Below are 24,137 nucleotides of genomic sequence, written 5' to 3' on the forward strand. Positions count from 1 at the left end.
GAGCAACAATTCTCTTTACAGTAATCTGCCGCTGCGAAGCACGTAGGTTACCGGACGTTCTTTCCTCTCAATAACGCCCTCGTCCAAAAGTCGCTTCAGCCACTCTTTTGTCTGAGTAGCGGATATGCCGAGAGCGTCCGAAATATCTCCTTCTTTCATGGGGGATGTTAGGATCTGCTCCAGCAACGACTGAGCGGTTGCCCACAGTTGGTCCGCGGGAACTTTTTTGGAAGAACAGCCTACTGGCGGAGCGTCAGCAGTTATCTCGGTAATGTGTGAAATTTCCGGCGTGTCCTGCACACTCTCTGTGGACATGCTCTCAGTCGGCAAACTCGTCGCTTCTGCCGGCAGCATGTCCCCCTCTATCGGCACAGTCTCCGCGCTTCTCGCTGACGGCTCCGACGAAGGTGCAGCAATAAGATCTGCCTGCTCGCTCGCATGCGCGCGTGTCGGAAGGGCGGCAAGTAGATCGAGCAGCGACTCAGCATTTTGTGGGTTTGGCCATGGAGAGGCGCCTCTTCGTTGTAACGCGTCTAACCCCTCGCTAAATTCGCCGTCGGATCTCACGAAAATCGGGACGAATTTGAACTTGTCTAACTGTTCGACAGCGCCGGCCCAAGTACCACCTTTGTTTATGTTTGAGTTCACCACTAAGGCAGCATCTGAAAGTGCGTAGATCAGCTTATTTCGCTGCATTGCATGCCCGACGCTAAATCCCGAGCTAGGGTCATATGCCGAAACCAGGACCATTGTCTGATCCATAAGGTAGCGCCGATAAGAGTTGCCCAGCGCCGACTTCTCCAACTGCTCTGCCATCACATCGCAAACAGCACCGCCGGCCTCGAGAGATCCCATCATTGCAGCTTGGTCAACACCGCGTGCTCCGCCCGAAATGATTGTCACCTCTGCGCTCGCCGCCAATTTCCCGACCCTTCGTGTGTACTCCATCAGCGTCTCTGCAACATCACGAGACCCAACTACCGCCAAGCCGCCACGATTTAACAGATTAATGTCGCCACAACCATAAAGTAGGGGAGGTGCATCTTCCTTGAGCCGAGCTTTTAGCCGCCGCGGATAGTCGATGTCCGCGCGGCTCAGTACCCAAATTGAACGTGCGAGCCACCTCTCCAGAACTTGGCTCAATAAAAAACCACGGCCAAGTAAGCGTCGAAGACGTGTTGCGTCGGCAAGATCACTGCAAGCTTCGATGACGTCATTGGCATCAGACGCCAGCAAATCCGCCGGCTGCCGCTTTATTTCGCGGAGCCGTCGCGCCAACTTTTTGTATTCAGTGTTAGTCAGCAGATCCGCTACGCGAGCCGTTTTCGACCCAGTCAGCAATGGGGCCGTTAACAAGAGAATCGCCTGCGTATTAGCCGAAACCGCCGTGCTCATGAATCGTGTCCCGTTTGAGCAAGGGCGAGCGGGAGCACGCAAGGACAACCTTTGCGGCGTAAAAGCCACGCAGCAACAGTCAGAGTCCACCTCGAGTTAACAATGTCATCAATCAGTAGCACGGGGCCTTCGTTCCAAATTCCGTCGACAACTTCCAGTGTCCCGTCAATGTTGAGAGCTTGTGTACTGCTGTTCGCCATCGACTTCTGCTCAGCGGAATGCCCCGTCTTCAGAAGCACGACATGAAACGGTAGTCCAAGCGCGTCAGCAAGCCTCTTTGCAAAATCCGGCACGAGTTCCGGATGTCGAAGCGACGGAACAGATGTGACCCAAGTAGGGAAAGGTACCGGGTTCCATTCGGCTAGCATTTTAACGCAGGCTTCGACCAGGTCCGCGCCGAACTTTTCTGCTTTATATCGCTGCTCCCTCACGAGCTTACCCCAACCTGCGTCGCCATAAATGGAGAGTGATCGGCCCTCTGCGGCTCTGTACGCCTCAGCTATATTCCCCTTCACCCCGAACACAGGCATTCCACCGCCCTGCGGCCATTGCTTCCGTGGCTCTATCGGCAAATTGCTTCGTCGCAGGAAATCAATCGCGTCTTGGACCGAAGCGGGGGCGACCTCTTGAGGCAACTGCGGCAAGTTTGGCGCGACAGCGACCACTGGATCTCCATCAAGCGCCGCAATCAAGAAAGCCATATGCCCCGTCGCTAGGCCGGCGTAGGTTTTCATCTGTTCGCGTTCTGCGAGACGAAGCTGCGTGAGTCGTCTGGCACGTTCCCAAAACTCCGGCGACAACGTCGCGACTGTGAGTTGCCATTTCGCAGCAGATTTAACAATCGGCGCTGGCGATTCGAGAGAAAGTAAGTTTATAGCTTGCTCCACGCGTGCTCGGCTGATATTTACTCGCGTGAGAAGTTCTGGGATTGAAAGCCCCTCAGTTTCAGCGCTCAGGGCTTGGAGAATATCCTGCACCTCTTCTGGCTTCGGGAAAGCGCTGTTGATAAAGAAGTCTGCAATTTCATCGTCACCTTCACCGCTTAAAAGTATGCCGTACGCTGCTGGCAGGGCTCGTCCTGCACGGCCGACCTGCTGATAGTAGGCGACCACAGAGCTGGGCATTTGGAAATGAATTACAAATGCCAGATCAGGTTTGTCGTATCCCATCCCGAGAGCTGTCGTCGCGACAAGTGCTTTCACCTTGTTAGCCAAGAGGGCCTCTTCAAGTTCTTCACGGGCAGCTCCCGTCTCACCCGTGTATGCAGCGACATTGAGTCCACATGCTTGGAGCCAGCTCGTAACCTGGTGGGCGTCCCGCTTCGTAAGCACGTAGATAATCCCACTACCCTTTAGCTTAGGCACCTGTTCAGCGAGCCATGCAAGACGTTCGGCTTGAGAGGGCAACTTGATCGACTGCAAATAAAGCGAGACCCGGTTCAAATCTCCCCGGGAAACTTCAATGTTGGGGCCTAAAATTTCCAATAAATCACGCATGACCCGCTTATTTGCGGTTGCCGTTGTGGCGAGCACCCGGAGATTTTGTGGCAGATTTTTGACGATTCGCTCCAGCAAGCGGTAATGCGGACGGAAATCGTGCCCCCAGTCGGAGATGCAATGCGCTTCGTCGACGACGAGTAATGAAGTTCGCGCGGCGATAGGCGTCAATACTTCTGTTACAAATCGCTCGTTTGCAAGCCGTTCGGGCGAAACCAATAAGATATCAATCTCGTCGTTGACAATTCGACTCTCGATGTCGCCCCATTTCTCCTGGTTATCAGAATTTACAGTAACTGCTGCTAACCCCATTCGTTCGGCCGCGCTAATCTGATTCCGCATCAAAGCCAGCAAAGGTGAGATCAGCAAGGCCGGTCCACTTCCGGCCTCACGCAGGAGCTTAGTAGCGATGAAATAAACTGAGCTTTTTCCCCAACCCGTTTTTTGGATAACGAGCAGCCGACCGTTGCCTTCTACAATATGTCGAATCGCGTTTTCTTGACCGTCTCGGAATTCTGCATTTGGGTTTCCCGTCCCTTTGCGAAGTAGCTCGACGGCACGCTTAGAATCATATTTCATTGTCTTTTCCTATTTTTACGCTTATGGCATCCCGCAACGAATGTATGTGCGTAGCTTTACTAGAGGCAATCAAGCAATCAGCTCGATCCTCGCGACCGAGCTGATTGCAAGCGGTGGTCATCGCATAAGCCAATCTGCAAGCTTAGGCAACCAAGTCGCGCGGTGCTTTTGGCGGGAACACGACTCACCTGCATACCGAATGAGATCAGAAACTCATCAAAAAAAAGCAAGCCCTTTGAGTCGACTAGGTAGAACTAGTTGTACTCTCTAATTGACCGTAGATTTGGCGAAGGCCTTCAATATCTGTGAACTTGGATGCGCAGAGAGACTTACAAGTTTGTTGGCGAGAGCAACCGGTAGCAGAGCGTTCTCGTACATGTCGCAGTGCAATTGTTCGATATGAGTGAGAACGAGGTTGAGATTTGGGATGTCAGCCGCAGATGGCATTTTTTTCAGTCCTCTCACGGGCATTGACACGACATACATCTGCCCTTGGCGAGAGCGGAATATCACCTTGTGTCCGTAGTACGACGTTTCGGCATACGCCCGCGAGGTGTTCTCCTCACCGGGCGAGATGTATTTGTAGATGTAAGCATCGTTAAGAAGCAGTATGCTACCGGCGGGGATGTGTTCCCGAATCAGCGCGGCATGCTCGACAAAGGCACCGCTCTTTTCAAGCCCAGCTGCAAAGAAATTATGGTTGTCAAACAGCCAATTGTTCAACTCCAACATTAGCTTGTGCATCGGTGCGGTTACCCCGAACCAACCGGTTGGGCGGTCCATGATAAAGAGAACCTGCTTTAGCGCCGCTGCATTCTTCTTGAGCAAGTTCCGCACGACATGGATCAATACCAAGTGCTCAACAACCCCCGCGATGTAGCCAGCCACACCTGCCGCGCCCGTTTCCTCCTCGATCCTCTCATGCAGGCGGAACGCATCAGTGAGATACAACGTCCCGCCAGTTTCAGGACACTGGAACGTGTAGCCACCCGACATGTTAGCCTCTTGGAACAGGACAGTTCCCGGCACGTCGAAAGGACTGCTGCTCACTTCCCACTTCTGGTCCTGCGGCGTACGCGCACTCTTATATCGCCTGAAAACGAACCACGCTAACGTATCTAGGAGACTGACGTCCTCACCGAGGTTTTCGCCCGCGAAAAATTCATAGAGCGTCTTTCGAACAGACTCCTTTAGCGATGCACAGTCTTTCCGACGAGCTCCGGCCGTTGCAAGTGGCAGCTTGAGACGGTCAATGTTCTTAAGCTTTTGCATATCCTCTGGCGCAACGTGCTGAGAATGCTCAAGCTTCACCAGGTCCTCAATTCGAAAGTGAAGTGCACCGAACTGGAAGAAATGAATCGCTGCCGACGGAAACCCTTCGCGAATTGGCACCTCCGTGTAGCCGCCATCAATGGCGACAACGTGTTGTATTGGCGACGCAGTCGGTTCAAACTCGATTAGATATTTCTTGACTTCACTCGTATCACCCCTCGGTGGCACGTAGAGGGCTTTCAGCGCTTCTGACACAGTCACATCATTGATTACATGGTGATGTGATGATTTGCTCGCGCGTTCATAGGGCTTCGGTCCGGACGAGGAGTAGCTCATTTGGCGTCTGCCTTAGGCGCAGAAAACTTATCAATTTGTACCGGCACGACAAACGCGTTCGAGTACGTTTTTACCCTCACGAACCCTTTGTCGGTATCCTGGCTGAAGCGTACGAGGCTGTCGCTAAAGTCGCTGAAATCATAGTATTTCCTCAACTCCTTGATCTCGTCCTCATTGTTCAGGTGGGATATGAACCAATTTTGAGTGGCCTTCAGGATGTTGCCGCTAATGGAGCTAACCTCTTGCGTGGCGTAAACGAGGCCAATGTGAAGCTTGGCGCCTTCCTTGGCAAGGCGGTTGTAGATTTGGCTCAGGTCCTTGTCTTCTTTTTTCGGAAAAAGGTTATGGGCCTCTTCGAAGTAGAACTGGATAAAGTTATTTGGCCTTGCAGAGGTGAACCTGTCCATCGCGTCCCGAAACACCTTACGAGTGATTCGTTCGGAATACATGCGTTGCAATTCCTCGTCGCCGCTGGAGAGGTCAGCAATGACAATCTTTCCGGCCCTCAATGCTTGCAAGATGTCCTGCTCAAAGGCGGTTTTCGTCAGCGGGGTGTGCTGCGTCGCAACTGGGCGAAGGTTCCTGTAGCCATTACAGTCGGGCGTACCACCTGACGTTCGACACCTAGTCAACATTACAAGCAGTGCCTTCAGGTCGTCGTCAGCCCATTCCCGCCCTTTTGTTTTCTTGTAATCCTGGGCTGCAGGGGACGAGTCGTAGATCTTCCACAGCTGTTCCCACCAATTGCACGCGTCCTCGAGAGATAGGCCAGCGGACGGTTTCAGAGCTTTATTGACCTCGCCACAGATTTCAGCTGAAGCCTCCCACTTGACCTTCAAGCCGGCGGGCTCTTTGAAGAGCGCCCGATAGAGAATGCAGTGGTAGACAGCAACCCTTCTGTCGTAGCGCGTTTTCGCCGAGATATCCGAGCCGTAGTTCTCCGGCTTGTCCAAGAACACCGAACGGAATCCCACCATGAACTTCGTCATATCGTCGGCCACGCTGGGGTACGATTTCATTAGCTCAAGGCCAGACTCAACTTCGTTGTAGAAGTTGACTTTCATGACCTTGAAGCCAGGTTTCTCGACGATCGAATACCGCTCAGTCTTGTCCTTGTAAATCTCAAAGATTGCCGTGCCTTCGTCCTGGAGATTCTTGTTCGCATATTCTCCATTCATGTCAAAGATGATTTGGCCAATTGGGTATTTGGGGGCATCACCTTTAAATGGTTCAAGAGATTCCTCGGGCGACTCCTTTGATGAGTCCAACAGCATTGGAGCCAGCGCGCTCATCTGCTCATTAGCTTGGATAATTTTCTTTATGCTGTTGGACTTACCCGTTCGCGTCATGCCGAACAACGCAGTTCGCTTCCCCGCGAAGTCCTTCGCCTTCACATACACGGGCACGTCTGCTTGAATTGATGCAAAGCGCCTGCTCGAGCTGTAGCGGACCTTGCCGATTCGGATGTCGCCGGCCCCGCCGGGGACGCCCTTGTCGCGGTAGTTGACGATGACCGTCAGTAGCTCATCATTTGGCTTAATGACCGAGTAGTTGTGTGCGCTATAGAAGTTCTCCAAGTCGGCACCAAACAGCAACTTTCCGGTCTCATCTAGATAGAAGCATCCCAAGACGCTGCATTTCACCCCGCTAAATCCAAACTCGTAGCGTGAGTACTGGTCCAGCTGGCTTTGCTTGTCCGATCCAGTGCGGATCGTGTCCTTATAGTACTCGACCATTGAGCTGACAACATCCCTGTCGGTCGGCAACTCGGCGGGCTCAATGACGCGAAGCAAGACAGCCTCGTGTAGCGCCAGCTTGTCAGGGTCGCAGTCATAGTAAGCGAGCAGGAAGCAACCCTGGGGAATACCTTGCGCTCTCTCTTTCCAAGCATCGGCAACGAGTACCGAGGTATCGGTGTATGAAATCTTGAACGGACGCCCTACGAATTTGCCTGCGTCCCACTCCCACTTACCAGCTTCCTGCTTGCGTTTGAAGAAATCGACTTTCGTGATGTTATCGGTGATGCTCATGGCGCGGTCTCGCTGAGAAACGGGTCAAGGAAGCGGAGCTTCGATTGCTCTACGTAGTCTTTCTGTGCATCGATGGCAACCCATCTGCGGCTCGACAGTGCTGCCGCGTAACCCGTGGTGTTACTGCCTCCGAACGGGTCGAGAACCAGGTCGCCTCGGTCTGTCAGATATTCGATAAAGAACGATGCGAGCCCCGCTGGCATGCGGGCGGGGTGGGGCACAATCTCGCGTTCACGGCAGGCTCGATGGAAGAAATCCGTTGACGCGGTATTGGAAAGCGAAAAGGAGTTCGGAAGCCGAACGGGCCTATCCGGTTGCATTGGCTCGAGTTCAAAGAAGTTGTGTGGGATCGACCCCCCGCGATCATTGAGAAAGCCTTTGTCGCTGACGTGGTGCTCTGAAGGACGTGTTCCAGAGTTGTATGAGCCACGCTTGAGAAGGCGCTTCATCGCGTCACTGTATGGGCGCAGAACCTTCCGGTTGTCCGCCTTCGGGTAGTCTGTCTTTGCGAGCCACCACACATGGGTAAAGCTGTCGACTGCGCGCAAAGGCCGGACGGTGACCCATGACGCGGGCGATGGTAGCCGGGACGGGTTATAGCAAACGAACTGCTGGATCAGCCTCAGGCCCGCGCCCTGAGCTTTGGTGAACGCCAGTAGCGCTTCTAGGGCCAGCAGACTTTGCACAGGCCGATTCGGTTCCCAGCTGTTTCCGAGCTCGATGACAATGGAGCCGTCATCGCTGAGTAAGTCAGAAAATACAGTCGCGAGCGACTCCACCCATTTCAGGTATTCTTCCCCGGTCAAATTGCCATAACTCTTCTTTTCGTTGAGAGGATATGGCGGGGACGTAAGTATCAGTTGGACCTTGCCCTGTAGCTTCTTGAATGGCTTGGACCTCAGCACCTTCTTGGAATCACCCACATAGTAGGCGCCCCCGTGGGTGCGATACGCGCAGTTCCCGGTTCTTGGAAGCCGAAATACCTCGTCTTTCTCTCCCGTAGCCGCGAGCTCGCTAATAGCGGCATTTTGCGTAATTTGCGTTTCTATCTGGGTGTCTTTAGCTGTCATTGTCTATACCGAGCCACGGCCCGATGCTGATCGGTGACGCGGCTGTAAATTCGTCGAGGCTGTTTCGTCGGCGTAACGGTTGACGTCTCTTTCCGCATGAATTGCGTGCCATTTCCTAACCGGCCGCAGCATAGAACGTCGCCCCGCCTCGCTCGCGCAGCCCAATCGCATAATATTATCTGGGAAACTAGGCTGTTGCTAAAAAGACATCGCCCGGTGGCGTATTGCGTATTCCATATGGATGTGTTAGCGGCGCCTGCCCTATGCTTACTACAATCGCCGCGTTCGCGAGAAGTGGCCTACCGGCACCTTCACCTGACTAACAACAACAGACGGGAGTCAAGATCAGCGTTCGACATCACTGCGAGATCATGCGCTGCCCTTGAGTTGATCGACGCGAGAACGTTCTAGTGTTGTGCCGTGTACCGTTCGCTTCCATTACAGAAATAAATCTGCCGCTAAACGAATGCTCCCGACTACAGTTATTTGCGCCAGAGCGTCGAGCAGTTGGGCCATTTTTCAGGAGTCGGGGAAATGGCCCACGCGGGCTTTGCACGGTTTCTCTACACCTACGTCTCTTTTGCGAGAAAACAGCATCAGCTTTGAAAGTCCTACCGTTCTTGGCCCGGTTACATCGAACTTTAGGCCGACACCATCATGTTTAATTAGGTACGGCATCGGCATCGGCATCGGCATCGGCATCGCAGCCGTTATGCCGGGCTAATAGTCAACTTCCCTCTTTCCACCTCGACCCGAATCCTTCCGCTAATCTCAAACCCCGCCTCCTCCAACCACCTCCCCGAAAGCCGAATCCAAGGTGCGGGCGGCAAGTCTGGAAAAAATTTGACATGATCCGGCGCGAACGTTTTCATCGGTCGCGGGCGTCTTTGTGACGAAATGGTCAAGATGCGTTGGGTTACGGGCGCAACTGCTTTATGATTGGCGTTAGCCATGATCAACTCCTCTACTGAGCTGGTTGTGGTCAGCGGGTCGTTTGGGTGGCAGCCCATGCGTCCCGCGCTTCATCTCCTTTCTCGTTCTCCTTGATGCTCGGCTCGGCGCTTTCGCGTCCTCTTCTACTCTTAAACGAGCCAATCGCTCAGTGATGCTTTACAAACGTAAAACGTCGTGATTGTCGCGCAATGTTGTTAGGCATCCGATGTATTTTCGCGTATTGTCGGGGGTTGTGCAACTGCGTCGAACGCTCGATGAACAACAAAGCCGTGGGCACATTTCATCGCTAGATTTGAGACAGACTCGCCCTGATAGACGTCGCGTGAGATCGAGCATGTCGACGCCCGAGCGACGCGTGCGCGTGCCTGTCGGAGAGGGAAGCCCGCGAACTACCAGGTAAGCGTGCGCGAGGCGTTATCGGCGCTGGGGAGACGAACCGATCCAGCGCGTCCCCCCGCAAAACGATACTTACTGCAATGCCCCAGCAACGTGGCTTCTGAAGTAATCCTCGGTTTCAGCATCCGCGAAGCAGACGTAGCAGCCTTTCATACCGCGAGAGAGCAGGACGCGATATGTGTTCTTGACCAAACGTGTGAAGTCGTCCTTCGATTTCTTCACAGTCGAGTCGTGCGACTTTGTCTTATCCCCGACCCACGCGTCTTGAGATGGATCGAAGCGCAGGTCCTGTCCGAAGATGATCCCGGCGTAGTCGAACTCAAAACCTTGGGCGGTATACACGCATCCGACCTGGTTAATCCCGTTCGGGTGATACGCCCAAAGCGACGATTTCGGAATGCCTGCAGCAAGCCGCCCCGAATCGGGCCTTGCGTTCCACGGACGGCTGAAGTTTCCGAGCACGACGTCGGCCTGAAGCGTACCGTCCTTGTTAGGATCTGACCAAGGCCAACAGAAGCCGGCCGCCAACCGGCCAGTTGCGCCCGCTTGCACCTTATCCTTGATCGCGTTTTCCAACGCCTCCGGAGACTGAAAAATCCGGAAATCGAAAGCGTCGTGATCGTTCCATTCGAAGCGCGGACGGTCATCAATGCCCAACATCGTGTTTATCCAGCGAACAAACGCATCTGAGCCGTTGCAGCGGAACTGTGTCTCGAGTTCAGATTCGTACACCGCACACTTGTGCTTCTCCGCGTACTCCCGAATGTAGGCGACGGAGCCGATTTCCCCCGGGCGTACGACCTGATGATCGTCAATGAAAAATACCGAAACACGTGCGGCGGCGATCAATTCCTCCAGTTGCTTCAGGCCGGATTTCTTGTTCGCCGGCGTGAAGCGATTGCTGCTCACGTCCCGGATACGATGTGCTTCGTCAGTGACCAGCACATCCACCGAATCAGCCTGCGCGTCTACGTAGCCGTTCGTGTACGTAAACAGCTCCTGACCTCGTGAACCAATGATCTTCCGCAGCGTTTCAGTGAACGCTTTGGAGCCGGTCACGTAGTGCGTCGAGTAGTGACTTGATAACAAACTCGCCACGAGGTTGATCGCCAGCACAGACTTGCCGGTGCCTGGGCCACCCTTGATGATGATGATCTGCTTCTGACGGTCATGCACCCCGCGACGCGCAGCGGTCATCACGGCGTCGAATGCCACCTGCTGCTCGTCAAGCAGCGTGTACTCCGGGTTGTTCTTGATCACGGACGCCACATAGTCCATCAGCTTCTTGCTAGGGCGATAGCGATTTTCTTCCATGCGACGCAGCACTTCCAGACCGTCGCCACCTCCAACCCGATCCACCAGAAACTTGACGAACTCGTCTATGTCGTCGGCGCTGAACGTCGGTGCCATCTCCAGCAACGCCGAGAATTTAGGCGCCCGCAGCGGATCAGCTGGATGCGAATGGTAGTTGTGTAAATAGGCGCAAGCAGCGACTTCAATCGGAGTCTCGTCCGCGTAGCAAGCCTCATGATTGTCCCGAAGATAGGACGCGTATCGTGCTACCTGAGCAGAGGGATGCAGTACGTCGCGGACGCAGCCATTGATGAACGTCGAGACTTCGTTGTCCCCCGCCGACTCCTCGCATGTCTGCCATTGCTTCAGCTCGATCGCGACGGCCGTCGGCGTTCCATCTTTCGCGAAGCCGCATAACAAGCAGTCGATACGCTTCGAGTTCGTCGGCAGTTGAAATTCGAGCATGACGCCCTGGTTGGTCAACCCTGCGCGCGAAAAAATGAGTGCGAGCGCGCGCAGGGAGTTTTGCCAGGATTGGAATTCACTAGGTGACGGATTTTTGGCGTATAGCTGGAAGCTCGTACGTAGTTTCTCTGCGATCTGGTTGCGCTCGCAGTCCTCGATGAATGTCTTGCAATGGTTTGCGTACAGTCGCATTGGTCTTTGATTTTCGTTTTAGTTTTGGTTTGATTCTCAGTCTTGGTAGTCGGAGTACTTACGCGAATCTCCCCGGACTTTTTCAGCGGGATATTTCGCGCGATTGACCTCCATTTTTTCCAAACAGGCTTGGTAGAGGTCGACATCAAGCTTGTCTGCGAGGCGGACGAGGTAGAGCAATACGTCCGCCATTTCGTGACGAATGGCGGCTTGTTTGCTCTCATCCAGTTCGTTCTTGTTGCCAGTGGTCAGCCATTGAAATGGCTCCAGCAGCTCACTCGCCTCGACGCTTAACGCCGTCGCCAGATTCTTTGGCGTGTGAAATTTGTCCCAGTCGCGCTCATCCGCAAACTGACGAACGAGGTCGCGCAAGCTAGCAAGGTCACTTTGCATCTCAAAATCTCTTCGGGTGATGGCTCCCCCAGACGGCTGGGGATAACTAATCGGATTGGTCTTGCGGTGAAATAGGGCACGAGAGGCGTCCCTGTTCGAATGGGCCGCGTCGTCCTTATCTCAATAAAAGGTGATGATATAAGAGCAGGCGGTTTGATGGGTGCGTAATTTGGCTGGCTACGCTGGTATGAGGCTTCGCGTCGCAGATGACGCAAGTTGCGTTGGCCCAAGGACGTGGGCGCGTTGTCGTTGCACAGGGGCGCCGGATACCCCAATGCGTCTAACGCTCCCAAACTGGCGAGAGAAACAACCTGCCTTGGAAGAAACTAGCAATTTTGCCTAATGGCGCAGTCGGTTTATCGTCACCGTAGCAGCCAATTAAGAGTTGGCAACCTGTTGTCATCGCGGATGCGCGCCTCATTTATTTGCCTGCAGACCTCGCACGAGATCGAGCATGTCGAAGCCCGACCGACGCCCCGCATCGTCCAACGTTCCACCCAAAGCAGACCCAACCAAGCCTCAATAAAACTCACCAAAAAATGCTTAATGCATATAAGAGCACCTATATAAGAAACATTTAACATTCTTCAATAATCCAATTTGCCTCACCCCATAAATGTTTTGTAAAATCACGCGATTACGCGGGGGCGCGTGAAAAGTAAACAGAAAGAGGCAGTATGGGAGCGCAGGACATAATCGCGGCAATAACCGGAGGACTCGTCCAAAGTGACCGCCTGCTGAAACTCGATGCTCCGCAGGGAAATAACGCTCTAGTGCCCCAACGTGTCATCGGTCATTCCCGAATCGGTCGTCATTACGAATTCACCGTCGACGTCGTTTCCACAACCGACACAGTTGAACTCAAGACGCTGATTGCCCAGCCCGTGACGCTGTGGATTCAGCAGACTGACAAGTCGTATCAGCCCCACCACGGTTATGTGCACACCGCCCGTCGCCTTGGGTCGGATAGCGGGCTGACCAGCTACCAGATCGCGTTTGCATCGTGGATGCATTTCCTGCGTTTCCGCAAGGATGCGCGAATCTGGCAGGACAAACCGACTGACGAGATCCTGACCGATGTCTTCAACATGCATCCACAGGCTCAAGGCGCATTTCGCTTTGCCCTGAGCAAGCCGCTGCCCCAGCGATCGTTCTGCGTGCAATATGAGGACGACTGGAATTTTGCTCATCGACTGATGGAAAGCGAAGGGCTGTTCGGATACTTCGAGCAGGCCAGCGACGGCAATTCGCATACGTTCATCGTCGCGGACAATCTCGACACGTTCCAGCCTGTTTCGCCCCAGACCGTCGATTTCTATCGCGCGGGCACGAACAGCGAAACGGATGCCTTGGTTCAGTGGTCAGGAACCCGGACATTGCAAAGCACGACGCTCACGACCCGCACCTTCGATTACAAGGCACCAGGCTCGCCCGCCAATCCGAAGGGCACGAACATCCCCACACTTCCCACACAGGGAAATCTGCCTCAGCAGGCCGAAGTCTATGAATACTCCGGCGCCTACACTTATGGCAGCCAGAACCGGGGCGATGCCCTTTCGAAAATCCGCATGGAAGAATGGGAATCGCGGGCAAAGCGGTTCTTTGGCGCAGGTGGCGTGCGCGGTGCGGATGCCGGTCGCTGGTTTGAGCTGAATGACCACCCCGCTCACGCCTCGGATAGCGAGCAGAATCGGCAGTTCGCCGTTATCGAGGCAGCATGGTTCATTGAAAACAACCTCCCGGTGTCCAGTCAGGCCACCGATTTTCCGCACAGCCTGCAAAGCGAACTGAAAACGATCCGGGCAGATCACACGACGCAGGCCAACGCGCTGACCGTCACACATGCCGATGGCAGCGAGGGCTTTTTCCTCGTTGAAATTGAGGCGCAACGCAAAGCGGTGCCGTATCGCAGTCCGTTGGCGCATCGGAAGCCGGCGATGCACGTGCAGTCAGCAATCGTCGTCGGCCCGGCTAACGAAGATGTCTACACAGATTCGTTGAACCGCATCAAGGTGCGCTTCCACTGGGACCGGCTTAATAGCGGCGATGAAAAAGCTTCATGCTGGGTCCGCGTCGCCATGTCCGATACGGGCGGCGGATACGGCGGCGTGCATGTGCCGAGAGTCGGCGAAGAGGTCCTGATCAGCTGGGTAGACGGCGATTGCGACAGACCGCTCGTAACGGGTCGGGTTTATAACGGTGCGACGCAACCACACTGGCATTCCAACGGCCTGCTGTCCGGGTACAAGTCCAAGGAATATCAGGGCAGCGGCTACAACCAGATGGTGATGGATGACTCGACGGGCCAGAACCGCATTCAACTGTATTCCACGAGTACGAATGCGCATTTGCACCTGGGTTATCTCATCGCTCAGACTGACAACACACGCGGGTCATATCTGGGCAACGGCTTTGATCTGAAGTCCGATGCATTCGGCGCGGTGCGTGCTGGTCAAGGCATGTATGTTTCCACGCATGCGAAATCAGCAACGAGCCAGCAACTTGACGTGCGCGAGGCGAACTCGCAACTAGTGAATTCGGAAAGCGTGTTGGAAGCGATGTCCGACGCGAGCACCACGCATCAGGCTGAAAGTCTCAAGGACGGACACGATGCATTAAAGTCCTTCACCGATGCTACCCAGAACAGTGTTTCGGGCTCGTCGGGTGGCAAGACAGCGGGCGGTGGAACGGGCAATGCCAATGCGTTCAAGGAGCCCGTCATGCTCTTCGCCAGTCCGTCCGGCATCGCCCTGTCCACGCAGAAATCGGCCCACGTATCCGCGGACCAGCACATTACCTTCGTGAGCGGTCAGAGCGCGCACATCGCGACCGGTAAATCGCTAATCGCGAGCGTCGCGGAGAGGCTGAGCCTGTTCGTGCAGAATGCCGGGATGAAACTCTTCGCGGCCAAGGGCAAGGTAGAAATCCAGGCGCACTCGGATAACATCGAATTCACGTCGCAGAAGACGTTGAAGCTGCTTTCGGCAACGGAAAAGATCGAGGCGGCGGCAAAGCAGGAAATCCTGCTGACGGCGGGGGGCGCCTATATACGCGTCAAGGACGGCAACATCGAGATTCATGCGCCGGGCAAGGTTGATATCAAGGGTAGCCAGCATTCGTTTGCGGGGCCAACACAAATGTCCACCGCGCTGCCTGCCATGCCCGGGTCGGAAGGTAACTACGACCAAGCGTTTATCGCACATTGGGCCGGCACGGATATCCCCGCGGCCAATACGAAGTTTCAGATGTTCTCTGATGGCACGCTGATTTCACAAGGTGTCACGAACGAGCTGGGTGAAACAGGACTCACACAAAGTCACGTGCCGAAAGATGTGGTGATTAAATTTCTGGAGAACCATTGATGGCTGACACGCAGGACTCCGTCTTGGGAACGGGGACGTCAATGCTGACACCCAGCGGGTATCAGGTCCGCCCGAAGGTTGCGCTAAGCACTTGCAACAAGATAGTGCCGCCTGCGGCTGCTTCGATTATCGGAAAATGTCCGTACTACTACCAGCCACTGCACGGTGAGTATCTTGAAACGGTAGAGAAAGTCAGCGTCTCAAGCGCATGGGAGACGGTGAAGGCTTTCGCAACGTCGTGGGACCCGTGGAAAGATAAGGAGGTCGCACGTCGTTTGCTGCATCGGCGCGAGCAGTTGATCGCACCTGAAAGCACCGATTCCGATTGGTCGCGTCATGGCAATTTCATGATGCGGCATATCGGGTGCGGGCATAAGCCGCCTTCGTATTACGTCAGTTACGGGTACTACTATTGCTCTAACTACGGAGCGAAGTTGTATCCGAAATTGAGCCCGGATGGGCAAGCTTGGTTGCGGAGTGCCCGGTGGTATCTTCAGAAGAACATGGAGAAGGGGTTAATGCAAAACATGGTGGGCGACGAGATTCAAATGAGGAGTCAGAAACCAGGAAACGGTAGCTTCAGCTTGCCGGCGCAACAGTACGGGCTTGAACTTGATGACGATAAATTCAAATCTTTCGCATTCAAGACACATCCCCTAGCTTATCTGGATGGAGGTCTAGCGGATCTTCCAATTTCGGATCTGGTAAAAATCTCGGCGCAACCGAACATCCAGGAGTGGGGCGACGGCCGAACGTGGGGGCAGGCAGTCGACAGTGGCAAAGTGGTTCTGCCGAATATGATTAACCACTCAGACATGGATGATCCTGTCGGCAAAGCTCTCGGCCGTCTGTTGACGAAGTGATATGCAAAAAACGAAACGTTGGAAGGCTTTAATTGGCGGGCTTGCGCTGCTGGCCGCCGTAACCTATGGATACCAGAGCATGAAGACGGGTTGGGAAACAATCACGACCACTTTTTCGAAAGATGACAAACCCTATGGCGGCGGCGCTTTTCGGATTCAGGATAGCCAAGTCATAAGTCTTAAGCTCGCAGATCCAGTGATCACCTTCAAGCCCGCTGATCAACTGAAAGATCCGCAGGTTGCAGAGCCGACCGAAGCTTGGATGAACGATACGGCCGAATTGCTGAATCGCGGAACTGTGAATTTTTTGCGCGGGACGCTCAACGGCGGTTTGACGCGCACGTTCCAGCAGCGCGGTCAGGATGCCGCCTGGTGGTATTCGAAAGACTGGCGCACGGTGTATGTCAGTACGGGATGGATGGATTACAAAGCGCCTCGTCCATCGAACGGGTTCGCACCACAAATTACGAAACTCTGGCGCTCCAACGATGGCGGTCAGAACTGGGCGCAATTGAGCTGGCAGGAAGACCACAACATCGGACAGTTGCTGTTTCTTGATTCGCAGCGTGGCTATGCAATCGGCTGGGGACCTCACGTATGGCGCACTGCCGATGGCGGCCAGTCGTGGCACAAAATCAAGGTGCCTCCGCTCGCCGATGTTGGCAAGGCCCGCAAAAGGTTTGACGCGGTAAATCTTGGCCCAGATGGTGTGTTGCGCGTTGCCTACTATGTCGAACAATTGGGCGAAGTCAGGACGTCGAGTCTTATCTATCGGATGGCTTGGGATCAACAGGACTTTGAGCAGGATATCGTGCTACCGAACCAAACGGTGGTCGACCTGCAATCGTCTCCGGAAACAACCGGCGGCTATTCGCTCTATGCGTTATCCCGGCTGGGTGCGCCGCGCAATTTGGATGATCCGAGCGACAAGGGGCATCGCACAGGCGCGCTCTCAACATGGGGGAATAGCCAGCGACCCAATGTGCAGCAATTGCACACGTTTGACAACCGCTTGATGCTTGATGGTCTCAGCGCAGGCAAGCAAGGTGTGCTGCTGGTCTATGCGACCGATGCGTCGGGGGATGGCGCGCCACTTGATCTCACATTCATCAGCAAAGATTTCGGAAAATCTTGGGACGACCTGAATGACGGAGCGGCTCAAGGTGGCTACTTCGATCCCGATACGAACACCCAGTACGCACTGTTTGCCTACACACTGAAGAAGCGAAAATTGTAGTCATCGGGGCTTATCGTCTTTGCGTGCAGTGAGTTCGACGATAAGCCGTTCTTCCGTCTGGGGGAGGGCGCACGTCTTTGCCTCCTTGTATCAGTCGCCCCTTCCGCCTGCGCTGGGGATCAACTTAGTCGAGCCTTGGCCAAGTGTTGATCTCACATCGCATCGAAATCGATGATCCAGCCACCAAGGCTCTCGGTCGCCTGCTGGTAAATTGACATGCAGAAATCGAAACGCTCGAACATGCTATTAGCCGGCCTTACCTCACTGGCTGTTTTGACCTATGGATACCAACGCCTGACGACAGGTTGGGAAACGGTCACGACCACTTTTGCCAAAGATGACAAACCATACGGTGGTGGGGCATTTCGTGTTCGTGGCAACGACATCATCAGCCTCAAGACTTCAGGACCGGAACTGAAGTTCAAACCGGCAAGTGAGCTCAAAGATCCCGATGTTGCGGAGTTCACTGAAGCATGGATGGATGACTCTTCCGAACGGCTAAATCGACGCACGGTAGCTTTCCTGAAAGGGACGTTCAATGGTGGCTTGACGCGGACCTTCCAGCAGCGTGGTCAGGATGCCGCCTGGTGGTATTCGAAGGACTGGCGCACGGTGTATGTCAGCACTGGATGGATGGACTACAAGGCGCCCGACGCATCGAACGAACTGGCACCGCAAACTACGAAACTCTGGCGTTCCAGCGACGGCGGCCAGAACTGGACGCAATTGAGTTGGCAAGAAGACCACAACATCGGACAGTTGCTGTTTCTTGATCCGCAACGTGGCTATGCGATCGGATGGGGGCCTCACGTATGGCGTACCGCCGACGGCGGTCAGTCATGGCAGGAAATTAAAGTGCCGCCGCTCGCCGATGCCGGCAAGCCCCGCAAAACATTTGATGCGGTAAATCTTGGCCCCGATGGCATCCTGCGTGTTGCCTACTACGTCGACCAGTTGGGCGACGTCAAGACGTCGAGTCTTATCTACCGGATGTCTTGGGCCCAACAGGACTTTGAGCAGGATGTCGTGCTGCCGAACCAAACGGTAGTCGACCTGCAATCGTCCCCGGAAACGACCGGGGGCTATTCAGCCTATGCGTTATCCCGGCTGGGTGCACCGCGCAATTGGGATGACCCGAGCGACAAGGGGCACCGCACAGGCGCTCTCTCAACATGGGAGAATCGCCAGCGGCCAACGGTCCAGCAGTTGCATACCTTTGACGAACGCTTGACGCTTGATGGCCTGAGCGCGGGTAAGCAAGGCTTGTTGCTGGTCTATGCGACTGATGCGACGGGTGACGGTGCACCGGCAGACCTCACTTTTATTAGCACTGATGCCGGCAAATCTTGGAAAGAGCTCGATGACGGAGCGGCGCAGGGCGGCTATTTCGATCCCGATACGAACACCCAGTACGCATTGTTTGCCTACACGTTGAAGAAGCGAAAATTGTAGCAATCTGGGCTTATCGTTTTTGCATACAGCGGACTCGACGATAAATCTTTCTCCCGTCTGGATGTAGAGCGCTTTTGCTTCCCGTCGCTGACGCAAGCCAACCGCGCCTTTCGCCTGCACTGGAATTCCGTTCGGTCGAGTCCTGAGCAAGTGCTGATCGCGCATCGCATCGACATCGATGTTCCGGCTGGCGAGGCGCTTAGACGCCCGTTGGCAAAATGACATGCAAAAATCAAAACGTTGGAAGAAACTACTTGGCGGCCTTTCCTTGCTGGCTGTTTTAACCTACGGCTACCAGAACCTGGCGACCGGTTGGGAAACGGTCACGACGTCTTTCGCCAAAGCTGACAAACCCTACGGCGGTGGGGATTTTCGTATTCGTGGAACCCAAGTGATCAGTCTCAAGCTTGCCGGTCCAGAAATCACGTTTAAGCCGGCCGATCAATTGAAGAACCCGGAGGTGGCAGAGCCGACCGAAGCATGGATGAATGACTCCGGTGAGCGCCTCAACCGGTCAACCGTAAACTTCTTGCGGGGACCTATCGACGCTGGGCTAACACGCACTTTCCAGCAACGCGGTCAGGATGCCGCCTGGTGGTATTCGAAAGACTGGGGCACGCTGTATGTCAGCACAGGATGGATGGATTACAAGACGCCCGACGCACCGAACGAACTGGTACCGCAAATCACCAAACTCTGGCGTTCCAGCGACGGCGGCCAGAACTGGACACAATTGAGCTGGCCGGAAGACCACAACATTGGACAGTTGCTGTTTCTTGATTCGCAGCGTGGTTATGCAATCGGATGGGGACCTCACGTATGGCGCACTGCCAATGGCGGCCAGTCGTGGCACGAAGTTAAAGTGCCGCCGCTCGCCGATGTCGGCAAGCCCCGCAAAACGTTTGACGCGGTGAATCTTGGCCCTGATGGCGTCCTGCGGGTCGCTTACTATGTTGAACAATTGGGCGGCGTCAAAACATCGAGTCTTATCTACCGGATAGCTTGGGACCAACAGGACTTTGAGCAGGATGTCGTGCTGCCGAACCAAACGGTAGTCGACCTGCAATCGTCGCCGGAAGCGACCGGAGGCTATTCGCTCTATGCGTTGTCCCGGTTGGGTGCGCCGCGCAATTGGGACGATCCAAGCGACAAGGGGCGCCGCACAGGCGCGCTCTCGGTTTGGGGGAACGCCCAACTACCCAATGTGCAGCAGTTGCATACGTTTGATGAACGCTTGATGCTTGATGGCCTCAGCGCAGGTAAGCAAGGCGTGCTGCTGGTCTACGCCACAGATGCCACGGGCGACGGCGCGCCAGTTGACTTCACATTCATCAGCAAAGATTTCGGAAAATCATGGGACGACCTGAACGACGGAGCGGCCCAAGGCGGCTATTTCGATCCCGATACAAACACCGAATACGCACTGTTTGCCTACACGTTGAAGAAACGGAAGTTGTAGCAATCTGGGCTTATCGTCTTTGCATACAGCGAGCAATTAAATGAGTACCGCAGCGAAGGTCATGGATCTTCGGATCGTCGAACGCAACCCGGGTTACGACAGGGAGAACAATCCTCTGCGGTTAACCGTTGCAGAATTGACACCCGTTGAACTCACTTGGCAGTCGGCCGGCATTCATCACAGCATCCGCAACCCGGCTGGTGTGATCGGAAGACTTCTTCGCGATGCAAGCGGCATCACGGTCGTCGAGGCGCCGTACGAACCTTCGGGAAATCGCGCGTATATCGCGAATGCGGATGGCTCATTGAGAGCGCAAATTCCGGCACAAATCGGAGCCGAGCGCGTCGCGTATTACGACGTCATCGAAACCAAAGATCTAGTGGTGTTTCTGGCGGCGCTTTCTACTAGGGATGTCCGTATTGAAGTGAGAGAAATAGATGGCACTGTGCTACATATCGTGGAAAGTCGGTAGATGGTCCCCAAGGCGTTGCGGGAATTCGAGGCGAAGCTCAAAACGCTGCAGAACATGGTCTACCGCGGCGAAATTCACGAAATTGCTACGGGCGGCATGCCGAAGGTGCGCCACGAAGCGGAAGCGTATCTTGAAGAACGACGGCTTGCGCGGGAAATCCGGCAAGGGAGGTATCCGGCTGCTGAATGTCTGGCGGACGGCGGGCCCGTTGAAGCGAAGATAAAGGCAAAGTATCAGGCTAAGGTCAAAGGCGGCTGGCCGAATCTTCTTATGAAACAGACAGAGGATAATCCTGCTTTCCCCGGGGTAAAGGTATATCAGACCGTAGCTTCCTTTCACGGCGAAATCGAGGCGCTCGATGCGAGCGCATTGGCAGGAAAAACTTTATACAGGGCATTCGGCAAGGCTTCCACCCATGCGAGCGAAAGTTTCGCCGGGGGGATGTTCTGGGGCATGGGCTCGATTCCCAAGACCGCCGAGGAGTGGCGCATTCACTCGGCGGTACTGGACGAGTGGAACGGGAACGGCTTCATTGCGATTCTTCATTTCCCCTCCGACCTTGAAAATGCCATGTCCACAGCGAAAGGATGGGCCGGGCAGATTGCTGAACAGTTCGGAAGTAAGCTTCCAAATCAGTATCTCGAAGGTGGTGGCAGGCAACTCTTTATCGATCTCGGCGGATTGAGCTCCGACATTTCCAAGATGGGCGAAAAAGTCAAAGCTGGTGAGGCATTCGAGCCCATCGAGTACAACGGCATCCGTGTCGAATTTCGTCCGACCAACTGGACGAACGTTGAGGATGTTTACGGTTACAGCAAACTGGACGACGCTGCAGCCGAAGGCGCTCATACGCGAAAACTCGCGGCCGACGAAATCCAGTCAAAGGTAACGAAATCCAAGGCGGCAGCGGCGACTCCACCGAGCAATGCCGATCAGGGACATGGCCAATGAACGACATAATCAAGCAATACGACATGAATGACGCGGGGACCAGAAGGGAAGTGTTCTGGCTACTCAAACGTTTAACTAGCTACACGTTATGGGAAAGAAAGCGCGACGCATGGGAGATATTTACGCGGGCCTATGAGGATGCAGTAAAAACTTGGCCAAAGAGCCAGCCCGAGCAAGTCGAAGCCGACAACCTTCCGCGCATCTATGGCATCCTGAGCGCTTACAATAAGGGGCTGGACGAGTTGCAGAAAGGGTATCGCTTCGTCTGGCGTATCGGGCAGCCGCTCTTTGAGGCCAAGCGTGAAAGCGGTGTGATACTGACTAACTTCTATCGTCATCCGGCATACTGGGAGCGAGGTATGCAACTGGAGCCCTATCCACCCAGGATAGAGGCGTTGAACCAACTTATGCTGGCGTCACGGTATCAAGGTGATCAGAGCCCACTCGAAATTGACTATGCCTCGTCTCACTTAGGCGCCTACTGGTCAAATCCGGGCAACCTTCTGAATCCGAGTGCTTACAACTACGGCTTCTATGAACTCCCGTATCCGGTTTTTCCGCCATTGTTGCCGGATGTTCCTGTAGGTACAGACATACTTATTCAGTCCGGCCAATCAGTGCCCGTAGACGGAATATGGGAGCCGGTGAAAATCCATCAAGATCGGCTGCTAGGTATCATTCCGCTGGGTGGGAGAGAAGTGATGAATAGCGGTTGTTTTAACTATCTCGTCAGTGAAACCCAAGCACCTAGAATCGCTGAATACAACGAGGCGACCTCAAGAGTGGAACAGGTAGGTACGCACTGGAGACTGCTTTGGAAGGACGATCGTTACAAGGATGGCATCGTTGCCGATGAGTCAGGGTATTTCCTTGCCACAGATGTTGGTGCTCAAAAGCCGCCGAAGGTAAACGACGTCGCTTTAGAAGTTAGGACCGGCGAGGAGTGTCCAGTATCGGGGCTCTGGGTAGCGAAGGATTACGAGGCGGCTCCAATCCAGATTGCGGCAGGTAATGTGATGCCTGACTTGATGGTTCGGAGCAACTTGGGCGAGCAAACGGTACATTGGGTGACGTGGCATCTGGTCAAACCAGATTAACCGCAGAATCAAAAGCCAAAGAGACTCCGTGAAACGATTTCTAATTTTGAACGACGACAAGACGACAGCTAACGGAGTCGTTCGAGCGGCGCCGACTCCGATCCAATTGAGCGACAAAGACTTTGCTCATGAAGGCGACGAAGTCGCGTGTCCGGCCTGTAATACGTTAGGGAAAATCCAGCGCGACGGGCCGCGTCAGATCATGACCGCTCTGGACGGAAGGCATGCAGCACTAAGTGAGGACCTATGTATTTGCGGGTGCCATCCGCCACCTCGATTGGTGGCTTCGCAGCAAATGATGTCCACGGAAGCATAGCGAAGCGGCGTGAATCAATACAACGTGCAAGATGACGTCACGCGGCGCGAGATTTTCTGGTTGCTTCAGCGCCTGACCAGCTTGTCGCTTTGGAAAGCAAAACAAAACGCGTTCAAGGTCTTTGCCTCCGCATACGAAACGGCAGTCAAAACATGGCCGTCGACCGATCCGGAAGCGATGGAGGCGGACCACCTTAAGACCATCTATGAAATCCTGAGTTTTTACGACAAGGGGCTCGACGAACTCGCGCGCGGCCACCGTTATGTCTGGCGCAAAGGTCAGGCACTCGAACGCGTGGTCAATCGATTCAATTATCTGGCCAGCTATTTCTACAGGAACTCGAAATACTGGGAGCGCGGTGGTCAGATTGAGCCTTACCCGCCCAAGGTCGATGCGCTCGCCAGGTTGATGCGCGCGTCCGAATAGGCGAAGAGGTGATCGTGTCGTTCCTCGATGGTGACTGCGACAAGCCGATCGTCACCGGGCGAGCCTATAACGGCGCGAAGACACCCGCCTGGCATTCGAACGGGATCCTGTCTGGCTACAAGTCGAAGGAATATCAGGGCAGCGGCTACAACCAGATGGTGATGGACGATGCGACTGGGCAGAACCGCGTGCAGCTTTACAGCACGAGCACGAATGCACAGTTACACCTTGGCTATCTGATTGAGCAAACCAGCAACTCACGCGGCGCGTACCTGGGCAGCGGCTTCGATCTGAAGTCGGATGCGTACGGCGCAGTCCGCGCAGCACAAGGCATGTACGTATCGACGCATCCGACCACGGGCGCATCGAGCCAGCCGCTCGACGTCCGTAACGCAAGCAGCCAACTGGTCAATTCGGAAAGCGTGATTGAGTCGCTCAGCCAGGCGAGCGAAACACATCAGGCCGAAAGCCTGAAAGATGGTCATGATTCGCTGAAGGCATTCACTGATGCGACGCAGAACAGTGTCTCAGACGCGGCAAGCAGCGGCGGTAATACGGCAGGTGGGGGCGCCGGCAGCGCGAACGCATTCAAGGAACCGATCATGTTGTTCGCGACGCCTGCGGGCATCAC

17 protein-coding genes and 2 pseudogenes are annotated in these 24,137 nt (G+C 54.7%); 11 read left to right on the forward strand and 8 right to left on the reverse strand.

Translation table 11 applies throughout. The annotated features are described in order from the left end of the window. Window positions 1-15 precede the first annotated feature (15 nt). From PQR40_RS11140 to PQR40_RS11175, 8 genes are all read right to left on the reverse strand, one after another. Window positions 16-1,395 (reverse strand): DNA-processing protein DprA, encoded by a 1,380-nt coding sequence (locus PQR40_RS11140; protein ID WP_408508989.1) that lies wholly within the window; start codon window positions 1,393-1,395, stop codon window positions 16-18. Continuing rightward, a complete protein-coding gene (locus PQR40_RS11145; protein WP_408508990.1) occupies window positions 1,392-3,470 on the reverse strand; it encodes a RecQ family ATP-dependent DNA helicase in 2,079 nt (692 codons plus the stop codon). The genes PQR40_RS11140 and PQR40_RS11145 overlap by 4 nt, the downstream gene beginning before the upstream one ends. Window positions 3,471-3,737: 267 nt before the next feature. Then, window positions 3,738-5,078, reverse strand: coding sequence for a DNA double-strand break repair nuclease NurA (locus tag PQR40_RS11150; protein ID WP_408508991.1), 1,341 nt, complete (start codon window positions 5,076-5,078; stop codon window positions 3,738-3,740). Beyond that, entirely contained in the window at window positions 5,075-7,108 is a 2,034-nt protein-coding gene (locus tag PQR40_RS11155; RefSeq protein WP_408508992.1) for an ATP-binding protein, read from the reverse strand. Before PQR40_RS11155 ends, PQR40_RS11150 begins: the two co-directional genes overlap by 4 nt. Then, window positions 7,105-8,178 carry a DNA-methyltransferase gene (locus tag PQR40_RS11160; RefSeq protein ID WP_408508993.1) on the reverse strand — a complete coding sequence of 358 codons (1,074 nt, stop codon included), beginning with the start codon at window positions 8,176-8,178 and terminating at the stop codon, window positions 7,105-7,107. Before PQR40_RS11160 ends, PQR40_RS11155 begins: the two co-directional genes overlap by 4 nt. Before the next feature lie 710 nt (window positions 8,179-8,888). Beyond that, window positions 8,889-9,188 (reverse strand): SymE family type I addiction module toxin, encoded by a 300-nt coding sequence (locus PQR40_RS11165; protein WP_408508994.1) that lies wholly within the window; start codon window positions 9,186-9,188, stop codon window positions 8,889-8,891. A 412-nt stretch (window positions 9,189-9,600) separates the two neighbouring features. Beyond that, window positions 9,601-11,478 (reverse strand): DUF2075 domain-containing protein, encoded by a 1,878-nt coding sequence (locus PQR40_RS11170; RefSeq protein ID WP_408508995.1) that lies wholly within the window; start codon window positions 11,476-11,478, stop codon window positions 9,601-9,603. A 36-nt stretch (window positions 11,479-11,514) separates the two neighbouring features. After that, the gene (locus PQR40_RS11175) at window positions 11,515-11,871 is read right to left on the reverse strand and encodes a nucleotide pyrophosphohydrolase (RefSeq protein ID WP_408508996.1); all 357 of its coding nucleotides are present in this window, start codon (window positions 11,869-11,871) and stop codon (window positions 11,515-11,517) included. A gap of 677 nt (window positions 11,872-12,548) precedes the next feature. Here PQR40_RS11175 and tssI point away from each other — a divergent pair. The 11 genes and pseudogenes from tssI to PQR40_RS11230 all read left to right on the forward strand — a co-directional run. Then, window positions 12,549-15,233 carry a type VI secretion system Vgr family protein gene (tssI, locus tag PQR40_RS11180; RefSeq protein WP_408508997.1) on the forward strand — a complete coding sequence of 895 codons (2,685 nt, stop codon included), beginning with the start codon at window positions 12,549-12,551 and terminating at the stop codon, window positions 15,231-15,233. Next, window positions 15,233-16,096, forward strand: a complete 864-nt coding sequence (locus tag PQR40_RS11185) for an immunoglobulin domain-containing protein (RefSeq protein WP_408508998.1) — start codon at window positions 15,233-15,235, stop codon at window positions 16,094-16,096. Before tssI ends, PQR40_RS11185 begins: the two co-directional genes overlap by 1 nt. Before the next feature lie 79 nt (window positions 16,097-16,175). Further along, window positions 16,176-17,333: a glycosyl hydrolase gene (locus PQR40_RS11190; RefSeq protein WP_408393441.1), complete on the forward strand. Its 1,158-nt coding sequence runs from the start codon at window positions 16,176-16,178 to the stop codon at window positions 17,331-17,333. Window positions 17,334-17,627: 294 nt separating this feature from the next. Beyond that, window positions 17,628-18,785, forward strand: coding sequence for a glycosyl hydrolase (locus PQR40_RS11195; protein WP_408393443.1), 1,158 nt, complete (start codon window positions 17,628-17,630; stop codon window positions 18,783-18,785). A 301-nt stretch (window positions 18,786-19,086) separates the two neighbouring features. Beyond that, complete coding sequence (locus PQR40_RS11200; RefSeq protein WP_408509050.1) at window positions 19,087-20,244, forward strand: glycosyl hydrolase; 1,158 nt, start codon at window positions 19,087-19,089, stop codon at window positions 20,242-20,244. A gap of 40 nt (window positions 20,245-20,284) precedes the next feature. After that, window positions 20,285-20,716: a hypothetical protein gene (locus tag PQR40_RS11205; protein ID WP_408508999.1), complete on the forward strand. Its 432-nt coding sequence runs from the start codon at window positions 20,285-20,287 to the stop codon at window positions 20,714-20,716. Then, complete coding sequence (locus PQR40_RS11210; RefSeq protein ID WP_408509000.1) at window positions 20,717-21,667, forward strand: hypothetical protein; 951 nt, start codon at window positions 20,717-20,719, stop codon at window positions 21,665-21,667. It abuts the gene before it with no gap. After that, window positions 21,664-22,764 carry an Imm72 family immunity protein gene (locus PQR40_RS11215; protein WP_408509001.1) on the forward strand — a complete coding sequence of 367 codons (1,101 nt, stop codon included), beginning with the start codon at window positions 21,664-21,666 and terminating at the stop codon, window positions 22,762-22,764. The genes PQR40_RS11210 and PQR40_RS11215 overlap by 4 nt, the downstream gene beginning before the upstream one ends. A 28-nt stretch (window positions 22,765-22,792) precedes the next feature. Continuing rightward, window positions 22,793-23,080, forward strand: a complete 288-nt coding sequence (locus PQR40_RS11220; RefSeq protein WP_408509002.1) for a PAAR domain-containing protein — start codon at window positions 22,793-22,795, stop codon at window positions 23,078-23,080. Between the two features lie 9 nt (window positions 23,081-23,089). Further along, window positions 23,090-23,503, forward strand: a pseudogene (locus tag PQR40_RS11225) (Imm71 family immunity protein); the annotation flags it as partial. Beyond that, window positions 23,500-24,135 (forward strand): annotated as a pseudogene (locus PQR40_RS11230) (type VI secretion system Vgr family protein); the annotation flags it as partial. The pseudogenes PQR40_RS11225 and PQR40_RS11230, both read left to right, overlap by 4 nt. Window positions 24,136-24,137 lie beyond the last annotated feature (2 nt).

This window comes from Paraburkholderia sediminicola, assembly GCF_046026855.1.
Lineage (GTDB): Bacteria > Pseudomonadota > Gammaproteobacteria > Burkholderiales > Burkholderiaceae > Paraburkholderia > Paraburkholderia sediminicola_A.

Excerpts from the sequence above, each read along its gene's own strand:
- PQR40_RS11140 (WP_408508989.1), bottom strand. The coding sequence starts at position 1,395 with ATGAGCACGGCGGTTTCGGCTAATACGCAGGCGATTCTCTTGTTAACG.
- PQR40_RS11145 (WP_408508990.1), bottom strand. The coding sequence starts at position 3,470 with ATGAAATATGATTCTAAGCGTGCCGTCGAGCTACTTCGCAAAGGGACG.
- PQR40_RS11150 (WP_408508991.1), bottom strand. The coding sequence starts at position 5,078 with ATGAGCTACTCCTCGTCCGGACCGAAGCCCTATGAACGCGCGAGCAAA.
- PQR40_RS11155 (WP_408508992.1), bottom strand. The coding sequence starts at position 7,108 with ATGAGCATCACCGATAACATCACGAAAGTCGATTTCTTCAAACGCAAG.
- PQR40_RS11160 (WP_408508993.1), bottom strand. The coding sequence starts at position 8,178 with ATGACAGCTAAAGACACCCAGATAGAAACGCAAATTACGCAAAATGCC.
- PQR40_RS11165 (WP_408508994.1), bottom strand. The coding sequence starts at position 9,188 with ATGGGCTGCCACCCAAACGACCCGCTGACCACAACCAGCTCAGTAGAG.
- PQR40_RS11170 (WP_408508995.1), bottom strand. The coding sequence starts at position 11,478 with ATGCGACTGTACGCAAACCATTGCAAGACATTCATCGAGGACTGCGAG.
- PQR40_RS11175 (WP_408508996.1), bottom strand. The coding sequence starts at position 11,871 with ATGCAAAGTGACCTTGCTAGCTTGCGCGACCTCGTTCGTCAGTTTGCG.
- tssI (WP_408508997.1), top strand. The coding sequence starts at position 12,549 with ATGGGAGCGCAGGACATAATCGCGGCAATAACCGGAGGACTCGTCCAA.
- PQR40_RS11185 (WP_408508998.1), top strand. The coding sequence starts at position 15,233 with ATGGCTGACACGCAGGACTCCGTCTTGGGAACGGGGACGTCAATGCTG.
- PQR40_RS11190 (WP_408393441.1), top strand. The coding sequence starts at position 16,176 with ATGAAGACGGGTTGGGAAACAATCACGACCACTTTTTCGAAAGATGAC.
- PQR40_RS11205 (WP_408508999.1), top strand. The coding sequence starts at position 20,285 with ATGAGTACCGCAGCGAAGGTCATGGATCTTCGGATCGTCGAACGCAAC.
- PQR40_RS11210 (WP_408509000.1), top strand. The coding sequence starts at position 20,717 with ATGGTCCCCAAGGCGTTGCGGGAATTCGAGGCGAAGCTCAAAACGCTG.
- PQR40_RS11215 (WP_408509001.1), top strand. The coding sequence starts at position 21,664 with ATGAACGACATAATCAAGCAATACGACATGAATGACGCGGGGACCAGA.